Origin of the sequence: Streptomyces sp. NPDC093065 (assembly GCF_044754585.1) — a bacterium.
Classification (GTDB): domain Bacteria; phylum Actinomycetota; class Actinomycetes; order Streptomycetales; family Streptomycetaceae; genus Streptomyces.
Window position 1 is genome coordinate 64,331 of sequence record NZ_JBIVPJ010000028.1, and the last position, 26,864, is coordinate 91,194.

Below are 26,864 nucleotides of genomic sequence, written 5' to 3' on the forward strand. Positions count from 1 at the left end.
GTGCGGTCAGCTGAGACCGACTCAGATGTCGAGGAAGCGGACGTCCTTGGCGTTGCGCTGGATGAACGCGCGCCGGGCCTCGACGTCCTCGCCCATCAGCACCGAGAACAGGTCGTCGGCCTGCGCGGCGTCGTCGAGCGTGACCTGGCCGAGCACGCGGTGCTCCTGGTCCATGGTCGTGATGCGCAGTTCCTCGGCGTTCATCTCGCCGAGGCCCTTGAAGCGCTGCACGGAGTCCTCGCGGATGCGCTTGCCGGCGTTGCGGCCCATCTCGATCAGCGCGTCGCGCTCGCGGTCGGAGTACGCGTACTCGAAGTCGTCCCGGCCCCACTTGATCTTGTACAGCGGGGGGCGGGACAGGTACACGTGCCCGGACTCGACCAGCGGCCGCATGAAGCGGAACAGGAAGGTCAGCAGCAGGGTGTTGATGTGCTGGCCGTCGACGTCGGCGTCCGCCATCAGAATGATCTTGTGATAGCGGAGCTTCTCGATGTCGAAGTCCTCGTGCACCCCGGTGCCGAACGCGGAGATCATCGCCTGGATCTCCTGGTTCTGCAGGATCCGGTCGATGCGCGCCTTCTCGACGTTGAGGATCTTGCCGCGGATCGGGAGGATCGCCTGGTACTGCGGGTTCCGGCCGGACTTGGCCGAGCCGCCGGCGGAGTCGCCCTCGACGATGAAGATCTCGCACTTGGTCGGGTCGTTGGACTGGCAGTCGGACAGCTTGCCCGGCAGCGACGCCGACTCCAGCAGACCCTTGCGGCGCGTCAGGTCACGCGCCTTGCGAGCCGCCACGCGCGCGTGGGCCGCCTGGATGCCCTTGCGGATGATGTCCGCGGCCTCGTTGGGATTGCGGTCGAGCCAGTCCGTCAGGTGCTCGTAGACGACCTTCTGCACGAAGGTCTTCACCTCGGTGTTGCCCAGCTTCGTCTTGGTCTGGCCCTCGAACTGCGGCTCCGCCAGCTTGACCGAGATGATCGCCGTCAGACCCTCGCGGATGTCGTCACCCGTGAGGTTGTCGTCCTTCTCGCGGAGCAGCTTCTTGTCGCGCGCGTACTTGTTGATCAGCGAGGTGAGCGCCGCGCGGAAGCCCTCCTCGTGCGTGCCGCCCTCGTGCGTGTGGATGATGTTGGCGAAGGAGTACACGCCCTCGGTGTAGCCGCCGTTCCACTGCATGGCGACCTCGAGGGACAGGCTCTTGTCCTTGTCCTCGGCCTCAAGGTCGATCACGGTGGGATGCACCAGCTCTCCCTTGCGGGAGTTGAGGTACGTGACGAAGTCGACGATGCCGCCCTCGTAGTGGTACGAGACGCTCTTGTCCTCGTGCTTCTCGTCCTCGCCCGCCTCGTCCGCGCCGGCGGTGGCCTTCGCCGACTCGCGCTCGTCGGTGAGGTTGATCTTCAGGCCCTTGTTGAGGAAGGCCATCTCCTGGAAGCGCCGGGAGAGCGTCTCGAAGGAGTAGTCGGTGGAGTCGAAGATGTCGCCGTCGGCCCAGAAGGTGACCGACGTGCCGGTCTCCTCGGTGGCCTCGTGCCGGGCGAGCGACGCCGTGGGGACGCCCAGCTTGTACTCCTGCGTCCAGCGGTAGCCGTCGGTCTTGACCTCCACCGCGACCCGCGTGGAAAGGGCGTTGACGACGGAGACACCCACGCCGTGCAGACCACCGGAGACCGCGTAGCCGCCGCCGCCGAACTTGCCGCCCGCGTGCAGCACGGTCAGCACGACCTCGACGGCGGGCTTCCCCTCGGACGGGACGATGCCCACCGGGATGCCGCGGCCGTTGTCGACGACCCGGACACCGCCGTCGGCGAGGATCGTGACGTCGATCGTGTCCGCGTGACCGGCGAGCGCCTCGTCGACGGAGTTGTCCACGACCTCCTGCACCAGGTGGTGCAGGCCGCGTTCACCGGTCGAGCCGATGTACATGCCGGGTCGCTTGCGGACCGCGTCCAGACCCTCGAGGACGGTGATGGCACTGGCGTCGTACGAGGTGTGGGCCTCGCCGTGCGCGATGCTCACCGCGTCGTTCACGCCGGTGTCGGTGGACGGGTTGTTCTCGTTGGGGTTGCCGGAATCGGCCACGAAGCGCCCTTTCTGGCACAGCACGAGCCGGGCTCGTCGGCAGGTTGCCGGAGCGGCTGCGGCATGTTGCGTTGGTAAGCCTTGATCAGCGTTGCTCAGCTAGTCCCGGACGGTCCCCAGGTTCGGGGCGGGATTCTCTCTCATTCTACCGGTACCACTGACACTGATGGGGGTTTGCCGGTACCTGAGTCCGCATGTGCCGCCCTGAACGAGCCTTGTCCGACTCCCGATATGCGGATGGGGGCCTCAGGAGGCTCACAACGGCACTCAGCGCTTCGAGGCGTCAACCCTTGGCTACTTGGGAGTCAGATCGTGGTGGGCGGGCCCGCGCGGTGGTACGACACGGGGGGCGCCGGCGCTTCAGAGGGCCCACCGGCACCGATTTTTGTGAGGTACATCACGCAGCCCTGACGAGGTGCCAGATCGCCTGTTCGTCACCCGTAGGTGTCTCCGGGACCCTGGCTGCCGGGCGCCCGCAACGGCCCGTAGCGCCGGCCCGGACCACCCGGACCGCCGGGCCCCAGCACCTTGATCATCCGCACCGACCCGTGGCCCAGGTCCTCGTTGATCCGGGCCACCAGCGTCGGCGCGAGCAGCCGCAGGTTCGTCGCCCAGGCCGTCGAGTCGCAGCGCACCACCAGCACCCGCTCGTCCTCGTCGTACCGCTCCGGCACACAGTGCTTCGCGACGTCCTCACCGACGATCTGCGGCCAGCGGCCCATCACCCCGCCCACGGCCGCGGGTGTCTCCCAGCCGCGCTCGGTGATCAGCCGGTTGATCGCGGAACCCAGCGCCATGGGGTCACGGCCGTCGGCCCTCGCCCCGGAGCGCAGACCGCCACGACGCGCCTGCTTCTTCTGCTGGGCCGCGTCACCACGCGCGCGTGCCGCCTCCCGCGCGGCCCTGAGCGCCACGCGCGCGAGGTCGACGCCGGACGGCTCCGGGCCGCCGCTCCCGAGGTCCTTCTCGTGGTCCTTCCTGCGGCCCCCGGGGGCCGGCCCGTCGGCGCTCATACGCGCTCCACCGTGCCCTGCGCCACCGTGAACCTCGCCCCCGCCAGCACGTCCGGTACGTCGTCGTCGACCGCGGCCGTCACCAGGACCTGCTCCCCGGGCGCCACCAGCTCGGCCAGCCGCTCCCGGCGCCGCGCGTCCAGCTCGGCGAAGACGTCGTCCAGGACCAGCACCGGCTCGTTGCCCTCGGCCCGCAGCAGGTCGAACGACGCCAGCCTGAGCGCCAGCGCGTACGACCACGACTCGCCGTGGGAGGCGTAGCCCTTGGCGGACAGCGAGCCGAGCTTGAGCAGCAGGTCGTCCCGGTGCGGACCGACCAGCGTGACGCCCCGCTCGATCTCCTGCTTGCGCGCCTCGGCGAGCGCGGCCGTCAGCTGCTCGTACAGGTCCTCACGGGTGTGCGCCTCGCCGGGCGCCGACGGCTTGTACTCCAGGGCAAGGGGGCCGCCGCCCGGGGCCAGCTGCTCGTAGGCCTTGTCGGCCAGCGGCTGCACCGCCGCGATCAGGTCCAGGCGCTGCGCGAGCAGTTCCGCGCCCGCGCGCGCGAGGTGCTGGTCCCAGACGTCGAGCGTGGAGAGGTCCATCGTGCGGCCGCCGTGCCGGCGGGCGAGCGCGGCCGACTTCAGCAGGGTGTTGCGCTGCTTGAGGACCCGGTCGTAGTCCGAGCGCACGCCGGCCATCCGCGGGGAGCGTGCGGTGATCAGCTCGTCCAGGAAACGGCGCCGCTCGCCGGGATCGCCCTTCACCAGCGCCAGGTCCTCGGGGGCGAACAGGACGGTGCGCACGATGCCCACTACGTCACGCGGTCTGACCTGCGAGGACCTGTTGATACGGGCCCGGTTGGCCTTGCCCGGGTTCAGCTCCAGCTCGATCAGCTGCTGCCGCTCGCCCTGCCGGACCTGGGCGCGGATCACGGCCCGCTCGGCGCCCATGCGCACCAGGGGGGCGTCGGAGGAGACCCGGTGGCTGCCGAGGGTGGCCAGGTAGCCGACCGCCTCGACGAGGTTCGTCTTGCCCTGCCCGTTGGGTCCCACGAAGGCGGTGACGCCCGGGTCCAGGGGCACCTCGACCCGGGCGTACGAACGGAAGTCGGCCAGCGACAGATGCGTGACGTGCATGGTCGTGCGCCGACCTCCCCAACCTTCGGGTGTTGCTTACTTCTTCTCGACCGCGTGGCCGCCGAACTGGTTGCGCAGCGCCGCGATCATCTTCATCTGCGGCGAATCGTCCTGCCGGGACGCGAACCGCGCGAAGAGGGAGGCCGTGATCGCGGGCAGCGGCACCGCGTTGTCGATCGCCGCCTCCACAGTCCAGCGTCCCTCACCGGAGTCCTGTGCATAACCCCGGAGCCCGTCCAGGTGCTCGTCGTCGTCGAGCGCGTTGACGGCCAGGTCGAGGAGCCAGGAGCGGATCACCGTGCCCTCCTGCCAGGAGCGGAAGACCTCGCGGACGTTCTCCACGGAGTCGACCTTCTCCAGCAGCTCCCAGCCCTCGGCGTAGGCCTGCATCATCGCGTACTCGATGCCGTTGTGAACCATCTTCGCGAAGTGGCCGGCGCCCACCTTGCCGGCGTGCACGGCCCCGAAGTCGCCCTCCGGCTTGAGCGCGTCGAAGACCGGCTGCACCTTGGCGACGTTCTCCGCGTCGCCGCCGTACATCAGTGCGTAGCCGTTCTCCAGGCCCCACACGCCGCCGGAGACGCCGCAGTCGACGAAGCCTATGCCCTTGGCCGCCAGCTCCTCGGCGTGCCTCTCGTCGTCCGTCCAGCGGGAGTTGCCGCCGTCCACGACGACGTCGCCGGGTTCCAGCAACTCGCCGAGCCGGTCGACGGTGGCCTGGGTGGCCTCGCCGGCCGGGACCATCACCCACACCACGCGCGGTGCGCCGAGCTTGCCCACAAGCTCTTCCAGGCTGTGGACGTCGGCGAGGTCCGGGTTGCGGTCGTATCCGACGACGGTGTGGCCCGCGCGGCGGATCCGCTCGCGCATGTTGCCGCCCATCTTGCCGAGGCCGACGAGACCGAGCTCCATCAGTTGCGTTCCTTAGGTGTGCGAGGTGGCAAGGCGGCACCTCCGTACCCTCCGGATGCGTGCCGCGGCACTTTCGTACCCGCGTCGAGCCTAAACCCGGACGCCCGTGCACAGCTGTGGGCATACGCGCTCAGACGTATGCCCCCACCTGCGGGTTCGTCCCCACCCTGTGGACAGCCACCGACGGTGCGGCGGCCTGGCTCAGCCGCTCAGCCGCACCGGCATGATCAGGTACTTGTAGGCCTCGTCCGCCTCGGCGTCCACCGCGGGCTTGCCGCTGAGCAGTGCCGGCTTCGTGGACGTCGTGAAGGACAGCTGGGCGACCGGGGAGTCGATGGCACTCAGGCCGTCCAGCAGGAAGGTCGGGTTGAAGGCGATCGAGATGTCGTCGCCCTCCAGCTGGGCGTCGACCCTTTCCACAGCCTGTGCGTCGTCGCTGGAACCGGCCTCCAGGATGAGCACGCCCTGCTCGAAGCTGAGCCGCACCGGGGTGTTGCGCTCGGCGACGAGGGCCACACGCTTGACGGCCTCCACGAAGGGGGCGGTCTCGATCACCGCGATGCTGTTGAACTCCGTCGGGAACAGCGTCTTGTACTTCGGGAGGTCGCCCTCCAGCAGACGCGTCGTCGTCCGGCGGCCCGCGCCCTCGAAACCGATCAGGCCCTCGCCCGCGCCCGAGCCCGACAGCGCCAGGATCACCTGGTCACCGCTGGTCAGCGCCTTGGCGGTGTCCTGGAGCGTCTTGGCGGGCACCAGGGCGACCGCGGAGATGTCCGGGTTCTCCGGCTTCCACAGGAACTCGCGGACCGCGAAGCGGTAGCGGTCGGTGGAGGCCAGGGTCACCGAGTCGCCCTCGATCTCGATGCGCACACCGGTCAGGACGGGCAGCGTGTCGTCGCGGCCCGCGGCGATCGCCACCTGCTGCACGGCCGAGGCGAAGACCTCGCCGGGGACCGTGCCCGTCGCCTCCGGCATCTGCGGCAGCGCCGGGTACTCCTCCACCGGCAGGGTGTGGAGGGTGAACCGCGAGGAGCCGCAGACCACCGTCGCCCGTACACCGTCTGTGGAAATCTCCACCGGCCGGTTGGGCAGGGCGCGGGAGATGTCCGCGAGCAGGCGCCCGGAGACGAGGACCGTGCCCTCTTCCTCGATCTCCGCCTCCACGGACACCCGCGCCGAGACCTCGTAGTCGAAGCCGGACAGGCTCAGCTGTCCCTCCTCGGCCTTCAGCAGCAGGCCCGCGAGGACCGGCGCCGGCGGACGGGCCGGGAGGCTGCGAGCCGCCCAGGCCACTGCCTCCGCGAGTACGTCGCGTTCCACCCGGATCTTCACTGTTGCCGCCTCCTGCTGTTGCCGGCGCTGCTCGCCCTGCTTCGCCTTCGTCGTCTGACCGGTGTCGTCCGCCGCTGTGAGGGGCAGAACACCGGGGACCAGTCTGACGCACCCCACTGACAGTAGGTGCCGTTCGGGGTCAAGTCGTGACGAGGGGCGGTCGGGCTCGAGAGAGCGAGTTGTGCACAGGACCCGCTTCGAAACGAATTCCGCACTCTCTCTAGTCGTCAGTAGTAGTAGGGCCTGTGGATACCGTGGATAACCTCGTTTGCCCAGGTCAGAGCGGCTTTTTTGTCCACTGGCCCTGTGGGCGGAGCCGGTGGAAAACCGGGCCCGTCTGTGGAGAACAGAAAGTTCTGCACACAGCGTGCACAGGGAGGGGCGAGTTCTCCCCAGAGCCGTCCCCAGGTTTACCCACGTTTCCCACAGCCCAACCAGGCAGCCTGGTGTGACGCCTTTCACTCGACGCGGTGACGGGGCGCGTCACGTTGCCGAACAGTGGACAGGCATGTGGAGAAGCTGGGGATTGCTGGGGACAACCCCCTCCAGCCTGTGGGTTGCCCGTGGACAACTCAATGCACAGCCTGTGGATCATTTTTTCGTCCACAGCCTGTGGAGATCGTTCGTCCACGAATCCACAGGCAGCTGACCTGCCCTGATGATCCCTCACCAGCCTGGCCTGTGGACAGGATCGGGACAACTTCCCAGTCCCCAAGGTGTGGAAGGAAAAAAGTGCCCGAATCTGTGGAGGACGGCCGTAACCCCGCACATATTCGAACAGCGGACAGGACGGCCGTGCGACCGCTGCGGGTGGAGGAGCGCCGACGGGACCGGCGGAGGGGGGCAGGACTGCAGGGGGCGCTTGCCTCATGGGCACGAAAAAGGCGCCCCCGGGGAGTCCAGGGGCGCCGTGCGGCCGGTTCCGGCGGCCGTCAGCCGTTCTTGATGCGGTTGGTCAGCTCGGTCACCTGGTTGTAGATCGAGCGCCGCTCGGCCATCAGATTGCGGATCTTGCGGTCGGCGTGCATCACCGTGGTGTGGTCCCGGCCGCCGAACAGCGCCCCGATCTTCGGCAGTGAGAGATCCGTCAGCTCCCGGCACAGGTACATGGCGATCTGCCGGGCCGTCACCAGCGCGCGCCCGCGCGAGGTGCCGCACAGGTCCTCGACGGTGAGACCGAAGTAGTCGGCGGTCGCGCCCATGATGGCCGTCGAGGTGATCTCGGGGGCCGAGTCCTCGCCGCCCGGGATCAGGTCCTTGAGGACGATCTCGGTGAGTCCAAGATCCACCGGCTGCCGGTTGAGCGACGCGAACGCGGTCACCCGGATCAGGGCGCCCTCTAGCTCGCGGATGTTGCGCGAGATGCGGGAGGCGATGAACTCCAGTACCTCCGGTGGGGCGTTGAGCTGCTCCTGCACCGCCTTCTTGCGCAGGATCGCGATGCGGGTCTCCAGCTCCGGCGGCTGGACGTCGGTGATCAGCCCCCACTCGAAGCGGTTGCGGAGCCGGTCCTCCAGCGTCACCAGCTGCTTGGGCGGCCGGTCGCTGGAGAGCACGATCTGCTTGTTCGCGTTGTGCAGGGTGTTGAAGGTGTGGAAGAACTCCTCCTGCGTCGACTCCTTGTCCGCGAGGAACTGGATGTCGTCGACGAGCAGGATGTCCATCTCGCGGTAGCGCTTGCGGAAGCTGTCGCCCTTGCCGTCGCGGATGGAGTTGATGAACTCGTTGGTGAACTCCTCCGAGCTGACGTAGCGCACCCGGGTGCCCGGGTAGAGGCTGCGCGCGTAGTGCCCGATGGCGTGCAGGAGGTGGGTCTTGCCGAGTCCCGACTCCCCGTAGATGAAGAGGGGGTTGTAGGCCTTGGCGGGTGCCTCGGCGACGGCCACTGCCGCCGCGTGGGCGAAGCGGTTGGAGGCGCCGATGACGAAGGTGTCGAAGAGGTACTTCGGGTTCAGGCGCGCGGTCGGCTCGCCCGGACCGGTCGCCGGCGCGGGCTGTGCGGCCAGCGGGCCGGGCGCCCCGGTGGCGGGTCCGGGGCCGACGGGACCGCCGCGGTGGACGTGTCCGGAACCGGCCGGGGGCTCGGGCAGGTCCCGGCGGGGACCGCGCTGGTCGTAGTCACTCCGCTGCTGGTCGTAGTCGCCGCGCGGGCCGTCGTACTCGCCCCGGGACTGCTCGTAGTCCCCGCGGGGCTTGTCGTAGTCGCTCCGGGGCGGCTCGTACTCATCGCGCGGGGAGTCGTACGGCGGGCGTTCCGGCGGCTTCGGCCGGTAGTCCCGCGGGTACGGGTTGTGGGACTCGTGGGGGTACGGCGGCGGCTCCTGGCCGTAGGGCTCCTGGGACGGGGACGCGTAGGGGTCCCGTTCCGGGAAGCCGAGGCGCTGCTGCTGCCAGCCGTAGTCGTCCTGCTGTGCGGGGCGGGGCCAGGAGCCGGGCTCGGGGCGCTGGTACTCCTGCGGGTAGGCGGGCCGGGCGGTGGGCAGCTGGTCGCCGCGGTTGCGGCCGTACCCCTCGTACTCGTCGCGGTACTCCTCGCGGCCGCCCTGGCCGGGGGCGGGGAGCTCGGGCTCCTCGTACCGGGGCTGGGGGCGGGAGGGCGGCGCTTGGGGTGCCTGCGGAGCCGGGCCGGCCGGTTCGCCCGCGGTGTCGTCCACGGTGATCGCGATGCGGATCGGGCGGCCGCACTCGCGGCTCAGGGTCTCGCTGACGATCGGGGCGAGACGGCCTTCCAGTACGCCCTTCGCAAATTCGTTCGGTACGGCGAGCAGGGCGGTGTCCGCGACCAGCGCGAGCGGCTGGCAGCGGCGGATCCAGTGCTCGTCCTTCGACTCGACGCCCTGCCCGCGGCCCTCTCCGAGGAGTTGCTCCAATACGCGTGGCCACACTGCGGCAAGATCGGCAGGTACGTCAGCCACAGGGCACGCTCTCTCACGAGTCCCTCGAAGGTGTGATTCGGGGACGGGTCGGGATGAAACTCGGTTGGGGCAGGGATAAGGGAACGAATCGGAGTCCAGTCACGGTAGTCAGCGCGGCGGGTAGGGTTCAAGTTGTTGTCCCCAGCCTGTGGACAAGTGTCTCCCGGTCACCGCTGGTTTGACCGAATGGCGCAGTCGCACGTACCGTAACCAGGTCGAGTTGTCGATGGCTGCTGCCGCCTGCCTCCGATGGGCACAGGTCACGTACAAGGTGATCGAAAAGCGGTGCACTCGGGCGTAACGCGAGCTACTCGTGGGCGCACGGTGACAGCCAGGACGGCACCCCGCCAACACCCGAATCTTTCTGGAGCCCCCGAGTGAGCAAGCGCACCTTCCAGCCGAACAACCGTCGCCGCGCGAAGACCCACGGCTTCCGGCTGCGTATGCGTACCCGTGCCGGCCGCGCGATTCTCGCGACCCGCCGCAGCAAGGGTCGCGCCCGTCTGTCCGCCTGATCCCGGTCAGGTCATGACGTCGTGCTGCCCACCGAGAACCGGCTGAGGCGGCGCGAGGACTTCGCGACCGCGGTACGACGGGGCCGCCGGGCCGGCCGCCCGGCCCTCGTTGTTCACCTTCGAAGCGGTGCCACGGACCCGCACGCGCCTGGGGAGAGCGCTCCCCGGACACGTGCGGGTTTCGTCGTGAGCAAAGCCGTGGGTGGCGCGGTCGTGCGCAACAAGGTGAAGCGCAGGCTTCGCCATCTGATGCGCGACCGGATCGACCTGTTGCCCCCCGGTAGCCTGGTAGTCGTACGAGCGCTGCCCGGTGCGGGTGACGCCGACCATGCACAGCTGGCCCGAGACCTGGACGCCGCCCTGGCGCGGCTACTGGGAGGGGGCGCGCGATGAAGTACCCGCTGCTGGCTCTGATCAAGCTCTACCAGTGGACGATCAGTCCGCTGCTCGGACCGGTGTGCAAGTACTACCCGTCGTGTTCCCACTACGGCTACACGGCCATCGACCGGCACGGAGCCGTCAAGGGCACGGCGCTCACCGCCTGGCGCATCCTGCGGTGCAATCCGTGGTCGCTGGGCGGCGTGGACCATGTTCCGCCGCGCAAGCGTCCGCGGTGGCACGAAATGCTGCGTGCCGCCTGGCGGGCACGCAAGGGCGGGACCTCCGCCGCCGAACCGGCCACCGAAGGACGGCCTGCTCACCCGAGCCAGTCCGATCCTCCGAGCCCGGCCGCAGAGACCTCGCCCCATGCCCAAGGAGCATGATTAGTGGACACGATTGCCAGCCTCTTCAGCTTTATCACCTGGCCCGTCTCCTGGGTCATCGTCCAGTTCCACACGGTGTACGGGGCGATCTTCGGACCTGACACCGGATGGGCCTGGGGCCTGTCCATCGTGTCCCTGGTGATCCTCATCCGTATCTGCCTGATCCCGCTGTTCGTGAAGCAGATCAAGGCGACGCGCGGGATGCAGACGCTCCAGCCGGAGATGAAGAAGATCCAGGAGCGCTACAAGAACGACAAGCAGCGTCAGTCCGAAGAGATGATGAAGCTGTACAAGGAGACGGGTACCAACCCGCTCTCCTCGTGCCTTCCCATCCTGGCGCAGTCTCCGTTCTTCTTTGCCCTGTACCACGTGCTCAACGGCATCGCCTCCGGCGACACCATCGGCGCGGTCAACCAGAGCCTGCTGGAGAGCGCGCAGAAGGCGCACATCTTCGGTGCCCCGCTGGCCTCCAAGTTCTTCAGCAGCGAGAGCGACGTCTCCGCGCTCGACGCCTCGCTGACCAACGTCCGGATCGTCACCGCGATCATGATCGTGATGATGTCGGCCTCGCAGTTCTTCACCCAGCGCCAGCTGATGACGAAGAACGTCGACACCACGGTGAAGACGCCGTTCATGCAGCAGCAGAAGATGCTGATGTACGTCTTCCCCGTCATGTTCGCCGTCTTCGGCGTCAACTTCCCCGTCGGTGTCCTCGTCTACTGGCTGACCACCAACGTGTGGACCATGGGCCAGCAGATGTACGTCATCCGCAACAACCCGACGCCGGGCTCCAAGGCGCAGGCGTCCTACCTGGAGCGGCTGCACAAGAGCGTCACCGAGCACGGCAAGACCCGTAGCCGAGGCGAGAAGGCCATCGTGAAGGCCATTGTCGCCAAGGGCCGGGACCGCAACGAGGCCGAGCGGAAGTTCATCAACGGTCTGAACAAGGCGGGTCTGGCGGCTCAGGCCGACGGCAACGTGGTGAAGAGCGAGGCCGATGTGGCCGCCCAGAGCGCGGACGGCTCGACCGTGACGACCACGGGCCAGCCCAAGCGCCAGCAGCCCAAGCGGCAGAGCAAGTCCCAGCGCCAGGCCAAGCCCGCCGGTGAGGCCGAGCCGAAGACGTCGCTGACCAAGCCGGACGAGCCGCAGGACGGCAAACCGGCCGGCAAGCAGGACACCAAGTCCGCCGCCGGTGCCAAGAAGCCGGCTCAGAAGTCCGGCGGCGGTGGCCGCAGCAAGGCCCAGTCCGGACAGCGCAAGGGCCCGCAGCGGCCCAAGTCCCCGTCGAAGAAGTAAGAAGGAGTCCATCCCGTGACGGAAGGCACCACCTCCGCCGCTGCCGAGGGCGCGGACACCCTGACCCGCCTTGAGCAGGAGGGCGAGATCGCCGCGGACTACCTGGAGGGTCTGCTCGACATCGCCGACCTCGACGGCGACATCGACATGGACGTCGAGGCCGACCGTGCCTCCGTCTCGATCATCAGCGACAGCAAGAGCCGGGACCTGGAGAAGCTGGTCGGCCGGGACGGCGAGGTGCTGGAGGCTCTGCAGGAGCTGACGCGCCTGGCCGTGCACCGGGAGACCGGTGACCGCAGCCGGCTGATGCTCGACATCGCGGAGTACCGGGCGGGCAAGCGCGCCGAGCTGTCCGAGCTGGGCGCCAAGGCCGCAGCCGAGGTCAGGAGCAGCGGCGAGTCCGTGCGGCTCGAGCCGATGACGCCCTTCGAGCGCAAGGTCGTGCATGACGCGGTCAAGGCCGCAGGACTGCGCAGTGAGTCCGAGGGCGAGGAGCCGGAGCGCTTCGTCGTCGTGCTCCCTGCCTGATCGGTTCCCTCTCGTTCTCCGGCCCCGTCTGTTGCGCAGGCGGGGCCGAATTTTGTCAGCCTGATAGTTCTGGTGGTTCTGGCACCTGCGCCTCGTGCGACGGTGCCGTACGGAAGGACGGTCCCCCGTGTCGGAGGCAGCGGAGCTCCCCCCTGTACCCGAGCAGGCACGTGACGTGTTCGGTGATCGCTACGCGGACGCGGTCCGTTACGCGGAACTGCTCGCCGAGGCGGGGGTGAAGCGCGGTCTGATCGGTCCGCGTGAAGTGCCCCGGCTCTGGGAGCGTCACCTGCTGAACTGCGCGGTGCTCTCCGAGGTCGTACCCGAGGGCGTGACGGTGTGCGACGTCGGCTCCGGCGCCGGCCTGCCGGGCATCCCGTTGGCGTTGGTACGGGAGGACCTGAAGATCACTCTCCTGGAGCCGCTGCTGCGGCGCACGAACTTCCTCACCGAGGTCGTGGAACTGCTGGGCCTGGACCATGTCACTGTCGTACGAGGCCGGGCCGAGGAGGTCATGGGCAAGCTGCCGCCGGTGCATGTGGTGACTGCCCGTGCCGTCGCTCCGCTGGACCGGCTCGCCACCTGGGGCATCCCGCTGCTGCGTCCGTACGGCGAGATGCTCGCCCTCAAGGGCGACACGGCTGAGGAGGAGCTGAAGGCGGCGACCGCGGCGCTGAGCAAACTCGGGGCCGAGGTGACGTCCATCCTGCACGTCGGCGAGGGCGTCGTGGAACCCATGTCCACCGTGGTACGGGTCGAGGTCGGCGAGAGCCCCGGCGGGGTGCGTTTCGCGGCCAAGCGGGCCAAGGCCGCCCGGACCGGACGGACAAGGCGGCGTCGCGGATAGCGTCCGCGTCGGTGGCTGCTGGGTGACGTGGCGGCGCGGGCCTGCTCCGGGCTTACTCTGACGGTCTGCCGTACTCCACACAAGCTGCCCTGCTCACGCGCGCCGGAGTGTCGCGGCAGTTCGGCATCGGCCGCGCTGCATCGTGTTTCACGTGAAACGTCGCTCACTGCTGCACGGCATTATCAGTCGCGGCCGCGCCGCGGCCGATCCACGCGACCGAAAGCCTCTCGGGTCGCTCGGAGAGGGCACGGAGTTGTCCACAGAGGTGGATTTCTCCACAGAAGACCAGGCCTCACTGGTTCATGACCCCGAAGGCATGGGAGGCTCTGTTCATTGCGAGCCTGAAGTCGAGGAGAGTGAATCCTTGCGGTCCGACGCCAATATCGCGGGACCGATGACCGATCCGGTCCCCGGTCCCCGTACCGAGTCGATGGGGGCGGATGTTTCACGTGAAACACCGCCTCCGATGGACGACACTCCGATCGGTCGTGCTGCCCAACTGGCGGTGGAGGCTCTGGGCCGCGCCGGCGAGGGGCTGCCACGGCCCGAGCAGACCCGGGTCATGGTCGTAGCAAACCAGAAGGGCGGTGTGGGCAAGACGACGACGACCGTCAACCTTGCCGCGTCACTCGCCCTGCACGGTGCGAGAGTACTGGTCGTCGACCTCGACCCACAGGGCAACGCGTCCACCGCGCTGGGTATCGACCATCACGCCGATGTGCCCTCCATCTACGACGTGCTGGTCGAGAGCCGTCCGCTCTCGGAAGTGGTCCAGCCGGTCCCCGATGTCGAGGGCCTGTTCTGTGCGCCAGCGACCATCGATCTCGCCGGTGCGGAGATCGAACTGGTCTCTCTGGTGGCCCGCGAGAGCCGGCTCCAGCGGGCCATCACGGCGTATGAGCAGCCGCTGGACTACATCCTCATCGACTGCCCGCCCTCTCTCGGCCTGCTGACGGTCAATGCGCTCGTCGCGGGCCAGGAGGTGCTGATCCCCATTCAATGCGAGTACTACGCGTTGGAAGGGCTGGGACAGCTGCTGCGCAACGTCGACCTGGTACGGGGGCACCTCAACCCCACGCTGCATGTGTCGACGATCCTCCTCACCATGTACGACGGCCGGACGCGGCTTGCGTCCCAGGTCGCGGACGAGGTGCGCAGCCACTTCGGTGAGGAGGTGCTACGGACGAGCATTCCCCGCTCGGTCCGTATCTCCGAGGCCCCGAGCTATGGGCAGACGGTACTGACCTACGATCCAGGATCAAGTGGAGCCCTCTCCTACCTGGAGGCGGCCCGTGAGATCGCGCTGAAGGGCGTGGGCGTCAACTATGACGCGACCCACGCTCATGTCGGCGCTCAGAATGATCCGAACATGGTGGAGGGGATCCAGTGAGTGAGCGACGGAGGGGGCTGGGCCGTGGTCTGGGCGCACTGATCCCCAACGCCCCGACCGAGAAGTCGGTCGCCTCGGCAGCGTTGGGTACCGCGGCTTCCGCGTCCCCGGGGGCGGCGATGCCTCTGCTGCCGAACGAACGTGGAGTGGCCGCGGCGAAGGTGGCCACGCTGCCGCACGTTTCACGTGAAACGGAGGAGCCGACGGCACCTCACGGTGTGGAAGGGCTCCGTCCTCCCATGGGGGCGCACTTCGCCGAGGTGCCTCTCGACGCCATCACGCCGAACCCGAAGCAGCCGCGCAAGGACTTCGACGACGACGCGCTGGCCGAGCTTGTCACCTCCATCAAAGAGGTCGGCCTGCTCCAGCCGGTCGTTGTGCGGCCGACGGAGCCCGGGCGCTATGAGCTCATCATGGGTGAGCGCCGCTTCCGGGCCTGCCGAGAGCTGGAACTGGATGCCATCCCGGCGATCGTGCGGGCGACGGAGGACGAGAAGCTCCTCCTGGACGCACTCCTGGAGAACCTGCACCGCGCCCAGCTGAACCCGCTGGAGGAGGCGTTCGCCTACGACCAGCTGCTGAAGGACTTCAACTGCACGCACGACCAGTTGGCGGACCGCATCGGTCGTTCCCGTCCGCAGGTCTCCAACACGCTGCGTCTGCTGAAGCTCTCCCCGAAGGTGCAGAACCGGGTGGCCGCAGGTGTGCTTTCCGCAGGACACGCGCGAGCCCTGCTGTCCGTCGACGACCCGGAGGAGCAGGACCGGCTGGCTCACCGCATCGTGGCCGAAGGGCTCTCGGTGCGTTCGGTCGAGGAGATCGTGACCCTGATGGGTTCCCGGCCGCAGAAGCCGCAGCGGGCCAAGGGTCCGCGAGCCGGCTCCCTGGTCTCTCCGGCGCTTTCGGACCTGGCGACACGGCTCTCGGACCGCTTCGAGACGCGGGTGAAGGTCGACCTGGGACAGAAGAAGGGCAAGATCACTGTGGAGTTCGCCTCCATGGACGATCTGGAGCGGATCCTCGGCAGCCTGGCCCCTGGCGAGGGCCCCGTACTGCAGAAGGGCCTTCTGGAGGACCAGGACGACGACGTCGAATCCTGATGCCGGGGTAGTGGAGCACCCGATGGTGCTTCGACAGCCTCAGGGCGGGCCGTGTCCGGTGCATACCGGAACACGGTCCGCCCTTTGCTTTGCGTCGGTGTCGAGGCCACCGCATCGTGGATACGATGCGACAGGGATGGCGTTGTCACCTGGCAGTACCTCTGAGAGGAAGGCAGGGGCCATGCGAACGATGAGCCGCACCGAACTGGTGAGCGCGGGCTTGGGGCTGGGCGCGGTCGGTGGGTTCGTTGGGAGCCTGCTCAGGGAACGGAGCGCTCTGACAGCCGCCCGCGACGCGGCAGGCGAAGGAAGCGAGGAACAGCCTTCATGGGGCGCCGGCTCGTACCGCTCACGCTCGACAACCTTCAGGACCTTCCCCAACGCTGTCGCTCGTGCGTCTTCTGGGAACTGGACCCCGTCAGTGGCGAGGCCGCGGTAAAGGCGGGCAGACCCGCTCTGGAGAAGGAGTCCTGGATCTCAGCGGTCCTACTGGACTGGGGGTCGTGCGGCCGGGTGGTCTACGTCGACGACGTGTCGGTGGGCTTCGTTCTCTACGCGCCGCCGGCCTATGTACCGCGCTCGGCGGCCTTCCCCACCAGCCCGGTCTCCTCGGACGCAGTCCAGCTGATGACCGCGTTCGTGATGCCGGGGTATCAGGGTCAGGGACTGGGCCGAGTGATGGTCCAGACGGTCGCCAAAGATCTTCTGCGGCGGGGCTTCAAGGCGATCGAAGCGTTCGGGGACGCCCGCTGGAAGGAGCCTGCCTGCGTCCTGCCGGCGGAGCATCTGCTGGCGGTGGGCTTCAAGACGGTCCGGCCACACCCCCGGCATCCGCGCCTGCGACTGGACCTCCGGTCCACGCTCTCCTGGAAGGAAGACGTGGAGATGGCACTCGATCGCCTGCTGGGAGCCGTCCAGAAGGAACCGGCGCTGCGTCCGCTGTGACGGTGCACAGGAGGCCGCTGTACGCCGAATGGGCCGACCCGTTCGGGTCGGCCCATTCGTGTTTCACGTGAAACGTCAGTCGGCGATCATCAGTCGGCGATGAAGTCCTCGAGGTCGCGGACGATCGCGGCCTTCGGCTTGGCACCGACGATGGTCTTGGCGACCTCGCCCCCCTGGTAGACGTTCAGGGTCGGGATGGACATGACGCCGTACTTGGCAGCGGTACCCGGGTTCTCGTCGATGTTCAGCTTGACGATCTCGATCTTGTCGCCGTACTCGGCGGCGATGGCCTCGAGGGACGGCGCGATCTGGCGGCAGGGACCGCACCAGGCGGCCCAGAAGTCCACCAGGACGGGCTTGTCGTTCTTGAGGACGTCCTGCTCGAAGGAGGCGTCGGTCACATGCTTCAGGGTGCCGGCCACGGCGGGCTCCTTAACTGGGTGGTGCGGGGGATGGGGTGGTCAGACGGCGGTCTTCTCGGGCTCCGCCTTGTCCTCGTCACTGAGGGCGGCAAGGAACCGCTCGGCGTCGAGAGCGGCGGAGCAGCCGGTGCCCGCGGCGGTGATCGCCTGGCGGTAGGTGTGGTCGACTACGTCACCGGCGCCGAAGACGCCCGTCAGGTTGGTGTGGGTCGAAGGCGCTTCGACCTTCAGGTAGCCCTCCGGGTCCAGGTCGAGCTGGCCCTTGAAGAGCTCGGTGCGCGGATCGTGGCCGATCGCGATGAACAGACCGGTCACCGGCAGATCCGAGAGTTCGCCGGTCTTCACGTTGCGCAGCTTCAGGCCCGCGAGCTTCTGGTCACCCTGGACCTCGGCGACCTCGCTGTCCCAGACGAACGTGATCTTGGGGTCGGCGAAGGCACGCTCCTGCATCGCCTTGGAGGCGCGCAGGGTGTCGCGACGGTGGACGATGGTCACGGACTTCGCGAAGCGGGAGAGGAACGTGGCCTCCTCCATCGCGGTGTCACCGCCGCCGATCACGGCGATGTCCTGGTCCTTGAAGAAGAAGCCGTCACAGGTGGCGCACCAGGAGACACCGCGGCCGGACAGGGCGTCCTCGTTCGGCAGTCCGAGCTTGCGGTGCTGAGAGCCGGTGGTGACGATGACGGCCTTGGCCCGGTGGACGGTTCCCGCGGTGTCGGTGACGGTCTTGATCTCACCGCTGAGGTCGACGGCCACGACGTCGTCCGGGATCAGCTCGGCACCGAAGCGCTCCGCCTGGGCCCGCATGTTGTCCATGAGCTCGGGGCCCATGATGCCGTCCTGGAAGCCGGGGAAGTTCTCCACCTCGGTGGTGTTCATCAGGGCTCCGCCCGCAGTGACGGCACCCTCGAACACCAGCGGCTTCAGCGACGCTCGCGCGGTGTAGAGCGCCGCCGTGTAGCCGGCGGGCCCGGAGCCGATGATGATCACGTTTCGGACGTCGCTCACGGCTTCATTCCTCGTCTCTGGACTGCGTCTTCAGGGCCGGGTGGAGCTGCACTCGGAACTCTCACCCCACCTAACGGATCCTACGGGGCGCGCATTCCCGCTGTGTCCGCGCACACGGCGACAGCGCCGGACTGCGTGGCGGAGGGGAAAGCCCGATCGCTACGGACGCGCGTAGGAGTCCTTCAGAAGGATCTTGGCCTTGCCCACCGCGGGCTGATCCACACACGCCGACTCGACGATGTAGGCGGTGACGCGGGTGTCGTTGGTGGCATCGGGCAGGACCACCAGCAGTGCTTCCTTGCCCTTGTAGACGCCCGGCTCCGTGGCGATCGCCGCGTCGTCGCGGCCGATGCCCTGACGAACGCAGTCGGGAACGGTCGGCTGCTTGAAGACGTGGTTCTCGGCGGTCTCGCCACCGTTCTCGGACTCCATGCCGAAGCTGCGAGGTGTGCGGGACCCGTTCTCGGCGCCCCCCTCCGCGACGAGATCGGTGACCTTGTCCTTGAGGTGACCCTCGGAGAAGGTGTCCGCGAGCGCTGTCTGCTGCCCGTGGGCGGTCTCCTCGGACGAGCTTCCCCCGTTGAGGGATGACACGACGACCGCCCCGAGTCCGATGGCGGCAGCGGCGGCCACGGCGCCGAGGGCAGCGATCCGTCGCCGTCCGACTCGGCGGCGGTCCTTGCGGCCGGGGCCGGTCGAAGAGGGGCGGGCGTGCCCAGCGGGTCGGTCGATCGGTGTCGATGTTTCACGTGAAACACGCGTGCCATCGGCGTCACCCGGCAGTGGCTCGGCTGCCAGGGCGGCGTCGATGCGTGCGGCCACGTCGTCCGGCATGGGCGCCGGGGCCGGCAGGGTGCCGAGCAGTCCCCGGATCTCCTCCAGTGACGCGTAGACGTCCGCGCAGAGCTCACAGCTCTCCAGGTGCTGCCGCACGTCGGTGGTCCGCGCGGTCGGGAGGATGCCTTCGGCGAGGTCGGAGATCTCCGCGACGTCCGGGTGTCCGGTCATGTCTGTCGTCGACGACGTCACGCTCGTCCACCTCCGCCCTTCACTGCGGCTGAATCGCTTGGCCCTGCCTCCGACGGTCCCGCACGCTGCGGACCCGCTGCGGGTGGGACGGATGCCCCCTGCGTCCGGTTCCGCTCCACATCCGGTTTCGCCTTCTCCTCGCTGCCGTCGGGCCGGAGGTGGGTGAGCAGCGGCAGGAGCCTGGCTCTGCCCCGGGCGCACCGGCTCTTGATCGTCCCGTTCGGTACGTCGAGGACACGGGCGGCCTCCGCGACGGGGTAGCCCTGCATGTCCACCAGGACGAGAGCGGCCCGCTGATCGGCCGGAAGAGTGTTCAGGGCCTCCAGCAGCTGGCGGTGCAGATCGTTGCGCTCGGCGGGTGCGGCAGCCGACTCGTGGGGCTCCAGAAGCTGATCCAGGCGCTCGGTGTCGTCGACGGGCGCGGTCTTCCGTGACGCGGCCTTGCGGGCCCGGTCCAGACAGGCGTTCACCGTGATCCGGTGCAGCCAGGTGGTGACGGCGGCCTGACCTCGGAAGGTGTGGGCGGCCCGGTAGGCGGAGACAAGCGCGTCCTGGACGGCGTCGGCGGCCTCCTCGCGATCTCCCAGCGTCCGCAGGGCCACCGCCCAGAGACGGTCGCGGTGACGGCGCACGAGCTCACCGAAGGCCTCGGGGTCGCCCTGGACGTGGTGGGCGAGGAGGTCCTGATCGCTGATGCCGCCGTACGCGGTGTCATCTGCCATCGGCCTCCTCCCCCTTTCCTCGAAGGGCCCTCAGCCCTTGAAGGTCACGTCGGTGATCGCCTGCTTGTAACCGGCGCCGCTGTAGCCGTCGGACGGAGCGTTCGGCACGTCGGTCATCCACAGGAGGACGTACCGCGTCTTGACGGGCTTGGACGCCTTGGCCGTGAGCGAGGTTCCGGTCGTGGTCGCGCTCGCGATTTCCTTCATGCCGTCGACTCCGGTCGAGGGCGACAGGGAGTCGGTGGCGTAGAAGTGCACGGTCGTGTGATCACCGGTGTACCGGAGTCCTATCGACGCCGTCGAGACATCCTGCGCCGAACCGAGGTCGTAGACGATGCCGACTCCGGGCTTGTACGGCGCGAGCTGCGGGCCTTCGTTGTACTTCTTCGTGCGCCAGAAGGTGGAGGCGTCGCCGTCGTAGGTCTGGGCCACGTCCTGCGGCGCCTGGGCACTGCCACTGGCGACGTACTCCTGGGCAGCCTGCACAGTGATCGGCTTGGACGGCTTGGTCCCCTCGTCGTTCTTGTCGTTGCCGTCCGTCGTCTGGGTCTGGTTCTGGTTGTCGGCCTTGCCGCCCCGTTCCATGAGGGCGTCCGCGAGCTGCCAGCTGCCGAGGCCGAGTGCGGCGATCAGCAGGGCCGAGACGCTCCACTTCAGCGCCTTGCCGGTACGGCTCTGCAGCGGGGGCGGTGGCGTCGGCACGGGCTGGGTGGCACCGGGGTGCGGCGCCGGACGGCCGTACGCGCCCTGCTGGTAGGCCGTGCGCTGGTACTGGGGCGGGGCGGTGTAGGCCGGCTCCGGCGGGCGGATGCGCGGCATCTCGCCGATCGCCTTCACCAGTTCCTCCGGCGTGGTGCAGGGGGACTCATGGCGGGAGGCGGTGGCGCCGTCGTTGGCGAGCGCCCGCATCGCCAGCTCGGACAGGCCGCGGTGGACACCGGCCCGCACCTGGTCCGGCGGGATCAGTCCGATGTCCTTGGGCAGTCCCGCCAGACCGTGGGCGTCGCTCTCGTACGGCCAGCGCTGGGTGAGCGTGGCGTACAGAAGGGCCCCGACGGCCTCGGTGTCGGTGCGTTGCGGAGTGTCGGAACTGATGCCGCGCAGCGCGGCGTTGACGGCGAGTCCGCGAATCCGCCACTGGCCCGTCGACGTACGCAGCACCGCGTTGGGGCTCAGGCGCAGATGCGCGAGGCCCTCACGGTGGGCTGCAGCCATGGCCGACGCGACCTGACTGACCATCTGGTAGGCGTCGTAGACCTCCAGCGGTCCGGAGGCGAGGAGCGCGGTCAGCTCGGTGGCATCGGGGAGCCACTCGTGTACGACGTAGACGAGGTCGTTGTCCTCGACGGCGTCCAGTACCTGGACGAAGCGGGGGTCGCCGAGCAGGGCGGAGGAGCGTGCCGCGGCCAGCACGGACCGGGCCCGCGCGTGGTCGGCCGGGAGGAGGTGGACTCCGACGGCGCGGCGCAGCTTCTCGTCGACGGCCCGCCAGCTGCTGAAGCCGTCCAGACGGGTGACGCATTCCTCGAGGCGGTAGCGTCTGGCGAGCTTGTGCCCGCTGTGCAGTTCGGGAGGCGAGGCCTTGCCGGATTCCTCGCTCGTGGGGGTCCCCTGTGCCTCGTCGCTGTCCGTGTCCCGCTCCCGGTTGTTGGCCACCCCGTCGGCCGTGGACTGGTCCGCCTGTGCGGTCAGCGGCTCATCACCGCTGTTGTCTGCCACGTCGACGGCAGCTGTGCTCCGTTCCGCCACCGTCGTTCCTGCCTCCCCAATCCGTGCGCGTCGGCCGACTCCCGATCCGCGCGTCCGACGCCGAACCCAATTGTGCCCACAGTCCGCCGCTATGCACGACACACAGCGGCGGACGATGGTTGTGCGCCTACCCCGGGTCTCAGCGTCCCAGGCGTCCGCGCACCATGCCGACCAGAGAGTTGACTTCCTCGATGCGCATGCGGCGGGCGGCGACGAAGAAGACGCCGAACAGCAGCAGCCCGCCGGCCAGCAGCGCGGCGAACGACCCCACGGTGCCCTGGCCGAGCGCACGGCTGATCGCGTAGCAGGCGGCACCACCGATCAGGGCGGCCGGTACGGACGCGATGCACAGCCGCGCGTACGTGCGCAGTACCCGGGCGCCGTCCAGGTCCCCGCCCAGCCGCTTGCGCAGCCTGCGCCAGGCGACGCCCACGCCGATCACATAGGCCAGGCCGTAGGAGGCGGCCATGCCGACGACGGCCCAGCGGGAGGGCAGCAGCAGGTAACACAGTCCCGCGGCGGCGGCGTTGACCACGGCCACGATGACGGTGTTGTAGAAGGGCGTCCGGGTGTCCTCGTAGGCGTAGAAGGCGCGCAGGACGACGTACTGCACGGAGTACGGGATGAGACCGAGGCCGAAGGCCATCAGCATGTAGCCCATGTTGGTGGCTTCACTGGTGCCCGAGGAGCCGAACATGAGCGTGCACATCGGGATGCCCAGCGCGACGAAACCGAAGGACACGGGCACGATGGCGACGGCCGTGGTGCGCAGGCCCTGGGAGATGTCGTCTCGGACCGCTCCCCCGTCCTCCTCGGATGCCGAACGGGAGATGCGGGGCAGCAGGGCGGCCATGAGGGAGACGGTGATGATGGCCTGCGGCAGCCCCCAGATCAGCTGCGCGTTGGCGTAGGCGGCGAAACCCGTGCCGTCCACGGGGGACGCCTTGCCCGCCGCGGTGGAGAGCTGGATGACGATCATGGCGCCCGCCTGGTTGGCCAGCACGAAGAGGACCGTCCACTTGGCGAGGGTGATGGCCTTGCCGAGCCCGTGGCCCTTCCAGTCGAACCGCAGACGAAGCCGGAAGCCGGTCTCCCGCAGGTACGGGATCATGGCCAAGGACTGCACGATGAGGCCCAGCAGTACACCGATGCCGAGCAGACGCTCGCCTTCCGGTGGGATGCTCGTGACCTTCATGCCCGAGCTCTCGGCAGTGCCGTAGACCCAGATGAACAGGCCCAGGGTCACGATGATGACGATGTTGTTCAGGACCGGGGTCCACATCATCGCGCCGAACCTGCCACGGGCGTTGAGCACCTGCCCCATCACCACGTGCAGACCCATGAAGAAGATGGACGGCAGGAAGTAGCGGACGAAGGTGATGCCGACCTCGTTCGCGGCCGGGTCACTGGCCACCGGGTTGGACAGGAGCCGGATCAGCAGGGGCGCGGCCAGGACCGTGAGCACTGTCAGCGTGCCCAGCGCCACCATGACGAGGGTCAGCAGGCGGTTGGCGTACGCCTCGCCACCGTCCTCGTCGTCCTTCATGGCGCGCACGAGCTGCGGTACGAAGACCGAGTTGAGGCCGCCGCCGACGGTGAGGATGTAGATCATCGTGGGCAGCTGGTAGGCGACCTGGAAGGTGTCGCCGAGCAGGCCGACACCCAGCGCTGAAACGATCAGGGCCGACCGGACGAACCCGGTCAGCCGCGACACCATCGTGCCCGCCGCCATCACAGCGCTCGACTTCAGCAGGCCGCCCGCACGCCCGCCCTTCTTGGGCGTGGCGGCCGGCGTCGCCGCGGGGGCGGGCTCGGGCTCCTGGAGGGGTGCCTCGGCCGCCTCGGGGGTGGGGGCTACCGCGTACTGGCCGGGTGCGGGCGCCGCGTGCTGCCCGGGTGTCGGGGCGGGGCCGCCGTACTGGCCGTGCGTCGGCACGTTCCCGTACGGGCCGGCCCCCTGGTGCCCTCCGTACTGCCCCGGAGCGGGTGGCGTGCCGTACTGTCCCGGCTCCGCCGTCCCGCCGCCGTACGGCCCCGGCGCGGGGGCGGGAACGGGCGCCTGGTCGTCGTACGAGGGGTGGCCGCCGCCCTGCTCCTGGTCGCGGAAGAGGTGTGCGAAGGCGTCCGGCTCGTGACGCTGGTCACCGGACTGGCCGACCAGGTCGTCCACGCCCACGAACTGGGTGGTCCGAGGGTCGTCGCCGTACGGCAGGTACTGCGTCGGACCCTCAGGTTCGGGAGCCGGGGTCTGGGCCCACAGGCGGGGGTCCGGGGCGTGGGACGACTGGGCGGGCTGGGAGTACAGCGGCTGCTGCGGCGGGTAAGTGCCCGGTGGCGGAGGCGGGTGCGCGGCGCGGTCGTAGAGCGCCTCGGACACCGGGTCCTGGGCGGAGAGGTCCTGCGCCCGGTAGGGGTCCTGGTCGTAGGCGTCCTGGAGGTACATGTCCGCGGGCGGCTGCTGCGGTGTCCGGCCGGGGTCCGGCGGCGGGCCCTGGGGGTGACCCGAGCCGTCCGCGGCCCGACCGCGGTCACCGTCGTACGGCGCGTTCATGGTTACCCCACCTCATCGTCCCGGGCCGACCGGCCACGACATCCTCAACGGTCCACTCTCTCACCCGTGCCGGACGGGTCGGCGCTTTCCGCTGCGGTGTCCGGTGTCGGGTCACTCGGCTGCTCCGGGTCGCCTGCCCGGGCCGGTGCCTCGGACTTCTGTGTGAGACGTGCCTCGGGGTCCTCCGGGTTCTCCGGGGCGTCCTCGGAGTTCTTCTCCGACGCCTCCGGGTCCCCGGGCTCGGTCTCCTCGGTCTCGTCGGCCTTCTCGGCGGCGCGGGCCGCGGCGCGCTTGCGCTGCGTGTACATCCGGAAGCCGGCGAGGACGAGCAGCAGGACACCGCCGCCGATGACGAGCATCACGGTGGCCGTGATCTCGGTGACCTTCACGTCGAAGGTGACGGGCTCGCCGTACGGCCGTCCGTCCGTCGTGTACAGCTGGGCGATCACCGTCGCCCGGCCGTTGGCGTTGGCCGACGTGGTGAACTTCACCGACTGGCTGTGGCCGCCGGAGACCGAGATCGGCTGCTCCTTGTACCGGGCGCCGCCGATCTCGAGACGCGTCGGGTTCGTGGAGGTGAGCCGCAGCACCAGGGGGCCGACGTCCTGTACCAGGTTGTTCTGCACCGTCACCGGGATCGTGGCGCTGCGGCCGGAGAGCTTCGTCTCCGACTTGTCGATCAGTCTGACCCGGCCGGACAGACCGTCGAGGTACTCCTTCACTCCGGCGCGGAACGACTCCGCCTCGGCGGGCCGACCGCGCCAAGACACGGACATCTCCCGGTTCAGGGCGCGCCCGAAGGGGGTCACCACCCGGGACGGGTCCGAGAGCACGACCTTGAAGCTGTCCAGGGAGTCCTGCGTCCGCGCGCTCTCCACGAAGGCCGCCCGGGGCAGCTCCTTCTTGCGCAGCGCCGAAGGGTAGGAGGAGGTTCCCGGGACCTTCGTGGTGGCGTCCGGGTCCGGCTTGGCCGTGGAGGCCGCAGTCAGCTTCTGGGCCTGGGACCAGGTGCTGCTCTGGAGGGCCCGCAGCGCCTCGGCCATCGCTCGGGCCTGGCTGCCGGAGGGCGTGCGCTGGGGGGCGATGACGACGCTGCGCTGCTTGCCGGTCTGGAGACCCAGGCCGAGGCTCTGGGCGAGGAAGCGCTGCACGGCGAGCGTGGAGGCGGAGGCCGTCGTCAGGTCGCCCTCGAAGGCCGTGGACAGCCGGGCGTCCGCCACGACCGCGGTGGTGCCGCCGCCGATGGGCCGGGCGGCCGAGGGCGTGTAGGGCAGGCCGTTGGTCTCCTGGAGGCTGTCGCTGCGCGCGATCACCTTGTCGGCGCCCGCGGAGGTGGCGACCTTCACGATCGACCGGTCGACGGCACCGTCCACGGGCCACGCGAAATCGGTGTTCGGCCTCACGTGGAGGATCGGCTCGACAGTGTTGCCGACGACGTCCGTCGCCTCCTTGAGCTGGCTCAGTGAGCCGGTGACGTCCGTGCCGTTGTGGGCCAGGGACGCCAGGTCGGGGTCGGCGAAGGGGAGGGCGACGACCTCTTCACCGGCCACCGCGTCCTGCAGGTCTGCCAGCCACTGCTTGGCGATCGTCTGGTGGGTGCCGGCGACGGTCTTGTCCCCGTCCCGGATGCGGTAGCTGCCCGTCATCGCGTCCACGGAGGCCAGCAGGTCCGGGTCGACCACCCAAGTGACGTCGAGGTCCTTGCCCAGGGTCACCATCTGGTTCAGGCGGCCGCCCGGGGAGATCTCCTTCGCCAGGTCGTCGTTGAGGAAGACCGGTGTCTGTTCCTCGTTCGGCCCCGTCTCGGCGGCCATGTGCGTCGTCGAGACGAGTGGCCACAGCGCCGTGGTCTTCGTCCTGGCGTCGGCCCCGTCGGGCTGCCACGGCAGGAAGGTCCGCTGAATGCCGAGGATCTGCTGCCACGGCTGTGCGGAGGTCTCACCGGACAGTGAGACGGCGAATTCGTAGACGCCGTCGCCGCCGAGGTTCAGGTCGTCGACCGGGACGGAGATGTTGAAGTGCTCGGCGACGCCGGGGGTGAGCTTGGAGAACTTCTCGGTGTACTTGTTGTCGATCTCCGGGGAGATGGAGCCTCGAAGATCGTCGCTGTCCTTGGCGATCGAGTCGACGGACGAGCGGGTGTCGACCTCCGGGCCCACGCGCAGTCCCACATGGGCGTCGGTGACGGTCTGCTTGCCCTTGTTGGTCACGGTGCCCGACACGGTCACCGTGTCCCCGTCCGTGGGCGCGGAGGGGGTGAGCGAATCGACGGCGACCGACACGGATCCCGAGTCGGAGTCGGCCAGGGCGGCGGTTGCTTCCTGCGCCTGGGCCGGGCCGGCGGCGGGCAGCTGGACGAGACCGGCCAGCAGCGGCGCCCCGGCGATCAGTGCCGTGGTGCGCCGGAGCCACCGGCGGGCAGGTGAGGCACTGGTCCCCTGGAAGTCTGCCGCCTCGGCCACGCGCTCGCCCGTCCCTCGTCGTGATCAGTGGTCGTCGGAATGTGCGTCCACGCATGGTAACGATGTGCGCCGAGGGGAAGTGCCGCGGAGTACGCCACAAGATCCGCTGCCGGGCCGGGGTTCACCGTATGTGCGCCTATAGAGGGAGCAGTGCGGATGTG

22 protein-coding genes are annotated in these 26,864 nt (G+C 69.0%); 9 read left to right on the top strand and 13 right to left on the bottom strand.

The annotated features are described in order from the left end of the window. Positions 1–21 precede the first annotated feature (21 nt). The 6 genes from gyrB to dnaA form a co-directional block, all read right to left on the bottom strand. Positions 22–2,082: a DNA topoisomerase (ATP-hydrolyzing) subunit B gene (gene gyrB, locus ACIQFU_RS34125; protein ID WP_402556846.1), complete on the bottom strand. Its 2,061-nt coding sequence runs from the start codon at positions 2,080–2,082 to the stop codon at positions 22–24. A gap of 434 nt (positions 2,083–2,516) precedes the next feature. After that, positions 2,517–3,095: a DUF721 domain-containing protein gene (locus ACIQFU_RS34130; RefSeq protein ID WP_402556848.1), complete on the bottom strand. Its 579-nt coding sequence runs from the start codon at positions 3,093–3,095 to the stop codon at positions 2,517–2,519. Further along, entirely contained in the window at positions 3,092–4,213 is a 1,122-nt protein-coding gene (gene recF / locus ACIQFU_RS34135; protein WP_402556850.1) for a DNA replication/repair protein RecF, read from the bottom strand. The genes ACIQFU_RS34130 and recF overlap by 4 nt, the downstream gene beginning before the upstream one ends. A gap of 36 nt (positions 4,214–4,249) precedes the next feature. After that, a complete protein-coding gene (gene gnd, locus ACIQFU_RS34140) occupies positions 4,250–5,125 on the bottom strand; it encodes a phosphogluconate dehydrogenase (NAD(+)-dependent, decarboxylating) (RefSeq protein WP_402556851.1) in 876 nt (291 codons plus the stop codon). A 201-nt stretch (positions 5,126–5,326) separates the two neighbouring features. Continuing rightward, positions 5,327–6,457, bottom strand: coding sequence for a DNA polymerase III subunit beta (dnaN, locus tag ACIQFU_RS34145; RefSeq protein WP_393672004.1), 1,131 nt, complete (start codon positions 6,455–6,457; stop codon positions 5,327–5,329). 932 nt (positions 6,458–7,389) lie between these two features. Then, entirely contained in the window at positions 7,390–9,372 is a 1,983-nt protein-coding gene (dnaA, locus tag ACIQFU_RS34150; RefSeq protein WP_402556853.1) for a chromosomal replication initiator protein DnaA, read from the bottom strand. 377 nt (positions 9,373–9,749) lie between these two features. Here dnaA and rpmH point away from each other — a divergent pair, with 377 nt between their 5' ends. The 9 genes from rpmH to ACIQFU_RS34195 all read left to right on the top strand — a co-directional run bounded on the left by rpmH (position 9,750) and on the right by ACIQFU_RS34195 (position 16,760). Next, the gene (gene rpmH, locus ACIQFU_RS34155; RefSeq protein ID WP_003975051.1) at positions 9,750–9,887 is read left to right on the top strand and encodes a 50S ribosomal protein L34; all 138 of its coding nucleotides are present in this window, start codon (positions 9,750–9,752) and stop codon (positions 9,885–9,887) included. A gap of 21 nt (positions 9,888–9,908) precedes the next feature. Continuing rightward, on the top strand, positions 9,909–10,280 hold the full coding sequence (gene rnpA / locus ACIQFU_RS34160) for a ribonuclease P protein component (RefSeq protein WP_037922188.1): 372 nt from the start codon (positions 9,909–9,911) through the stop codon (positions 10,278–10,280). Then, positions 10,277–10,651 (top strand): membrane protein insertion efficiency factor YidD, encoded by a 375-nt coding sequence (yidD, locus tag ACIQFU_RS34165; RefSeq protein ID WP_402556855.1) that lies wholly within the window; start codon positions 10,277–10,279, stop codon positions 10,649–10,651. Before rnpA ends, yidD begins: the two co-directional genes overlap by 4 nt. A 3-nt stretch (positions 10,652–10,654) precedes the next feature. Continuing rightward, positions 10,655–11,950, top strand: coding sequence for a membrane protein insertase YidC (gene yidC, locus ACIQFU_RS34170; RefSeq protein ID WP_402556857.1), 1,296 nt, complete (start codon positions 10,655–10,657; stop codon positions 11,948–11,950). Between the two features lie 15 nt (positions 11,951–11,965). After that, positions 11,966–12,478 carry a protein jag gene (locus ACIQFU_RS34175; protein WP_402556858.1) on the top strand — a complete coding sequence of 171 codons (513 nt, stop codon included), beginning with the start codon at positions 11,966–11,968 and terminating at the stop codon, positions 12,476–12,478. Positions 12,479–12,605: 127 nt separating this feature from the next. Next, a complete protein-coding gene (gene rsmG / locus ACIQFU_RS34180) occupies positions 12,606–13,325 on the top strand; it encodes a 16S rRNA (guanine(527)-N(7))-methyltransferase RsmG (protein WP_402556860.1) in 720 nt (239 codons plus the stop codon). 316 nt (positions 13,326–13,641) lie between these two features. Further along, positions 13,642–14,715 carry a ParA family protein gene (locus ACIQFU_RS34185; protein ID WP_373905146.1) on the top strand — a complete coding sequence of 358 codons (1,074 nt, stop codon included), beginning with the start codon at positions 13,642–13,644 and terminating at the stop codon, positions 14,713–14,715. After that, positions 14,712–15,815 (top strand): ParB/RepB/Spo0J family partition protein, encoded by a 1,104-nt coding sequence (locus ACIQFU_RS34190; protein ID WP_402556862.1) that lies wholly within the window; start codon positions 14,712–14,714, stop codon positions 15,813–15,815. The genes ACIQFU_RS34185 and ACIQFU_RS34190 overlap by 4 nt, the downstream gene beginning before the upstream one ends. Positions 15,816–16,142: 327 nt before the next feature. Next, positions 16,143–16,760 carry a GNAT family N-acetyltransferase gene (locus ACIQFU_RS34195; protein WP_402556863.1) on the top strand — a complete coding sequence of 206 codons (618 nt, stop codon included), beginning with the start codon at positions 16,143–16,145 and terminating at the stop codon, positions 16,758–16,760. A gap of 89 nt (positions 16,761–16,849) precedes the next feature. Here the strand turns inward: ACIQFU_RS34195 and trxA are convergent, their stop codons facing one another. The 7 genes from trxA to ACIQFU_RS34230 form a co-directional block, all read right to left on the bottom strand. Further along, a complete protein-coding gene (trxA, locus tag ACIQFU_RS34200; RefSeq protein WP_328561523.1) occupies positions 16,850–17,182 on the bottom strand; it encodes a thioredoxin in 333 nt (110 codons plus the stop codon). A gap of 39 nt (positions 17,183–17,221) precedes the next feature. Next, positions 17,222–18,190 (bottom strand): thioredoxin-disulfide reductase, encoded by a 969-nt coding sequence (gene trxB, locus ACIQFU_RS34205; protein ID WP_402556864.1) that lies wholly within the window; start codon positions 18,188–18,190, stop codon positions 17,222–17,224. Between the two features lie 159 nt (positions 18,191–18,349). After that, positions 18,350–19,198 (bottom strand): anti-sigma factor family protein, encoded by an 849-nt coding sequence (locus ACIQFU_RS34210; protein ID WP_402556884.1) that lies wholly within the window; start codon positions 19,196–19,198, stop codon positions 18,350–18,352. 17 nt (positions 19,199–19,215) lie between these two features. Then, on the bottom strand, positions 19,216–19,941 hold the full coding sequence (gene sigM, locus ACIQFU_RS34215; RefSeq protein WP_402556866.1) for an RNA polymerase sigma factor SigM: 726 nt from the start codon (positions 19,939–19,941) through the stop codon (positions 19,216–19,218). 30 nt (positions 19,942–19,971) lie between these two features. After that, positions 19,972–21,690: a protein kinase family protein gene (locus tag ACIQFU_RS34220; RefSeq protein WP_402556868.1), complete on the bottom strand. Its 1,719-nt coding sequence runs from the start codon at positions 21,688–21,690 to the stop codon at positions 19,972–19,974. Between the two features lie 139 nt (positions 21,691–21,829). Beyond that, a complete protein-coding gene (gene murJ, locus ACIQFU_RS34225; protein ID WP_402556870.1) occupies positions 21,830–24,241 on the bottom strand; it encodes a murein biosynthesis integral membrane protein MurJ in 2,412 nt (803 codons plus the stop codon). A gap of 44 nt (positions 24,242–24,285) precedes the next feature. Next, a complete protein-coding gene (locus tag ACIQFU_RS34230) occupies positions 24,286–26,703 on the bottom strand; it encodes a DUF6049 family protein (RefSeq protein ID WP_402556872.1) in 2,418 nt (805 codons plus the stop codon). Between the last annotated feature and the right edge of the window lie 161 nt (positions 26,704–26,864).